Source organism: Sphaerisporangium melleum, assembly GCF_014646695.1.
GTDB classification, from domain to species: domain Bacteria; phylum Actinomycetota; class Actinomycetes; order Streptosporangiales; family Streptosporangiaceae; genus Sphaerisporangium; species Sphaerisporangium melleum.
This window is the reverse complement of the sequence record NZ_BMNT01000159.1, coordinates 1-543: the sequence shown is the minus strand read 5'-3', so window position 1 is coordinate 543 and position 543 is coordinate 1. Positions and strand designations below refer to the sequence as shown.

At 70.7% G+C, this 543-nt stretch carries 1 protein-coding gene; it reads left to right on the top strand.

What is annotated here, in order from left to right:
* On the top strand, positions 1-543 hold a 543-nt coding region (locus IEY93_RS37635; protein WP_189167906.1), incomplete at both ends, for a Gfo/Idh/MocA family protein.

The following is a 543-nucleotide window of genomic DNA, read 5'->3' as shown; positions in this document are numbered from 1 at the left end:
TGAGCAGGGCGGGGTGGCTCTGTCGGACGGTGAGCGGGTGCTGCTGCGGCCGGTGCTGGTGGGGCGCAGTGCGGCCAGGCTGGAGGCGATCGCGGCGCGGCACGGCATCCCCGACTGGACGACCGATCTGGCGGCGGCCCTGGCCGATGACGGCACCGCGGTGTACTTCGACGCGCAGACCACCAGCGCCAGGGTCGCGGCCGTCATGCGGGCCGTGGAGGCGGGCAAGCACGTCTACGTCGAAAAGCCGACCGCGGAGACCACCGACGACGCGATCGCCCTGGCACGGGCGGCCCGCGAGGCCGGCGTGAAGAACGGCGTCGTCGCCGACAAGCTGTTCCTGCCCGGACTGCTGAAGCTGCGGCGTCTGATCGACGGCGGCTTCTTCGGCCGGATCCTCTCGGTACGCGGTGAGTTCGGTTACTGGGTGTTCGAAGGCGACTGGCAGGCGGCGCAGCGGCCCTCCTGGAACTACCGGGCAGAGGACGGCGGCGGCATCGTGCTCGACATGTTCCCGCATTGGGCGTATGTGCTGGAGAACCT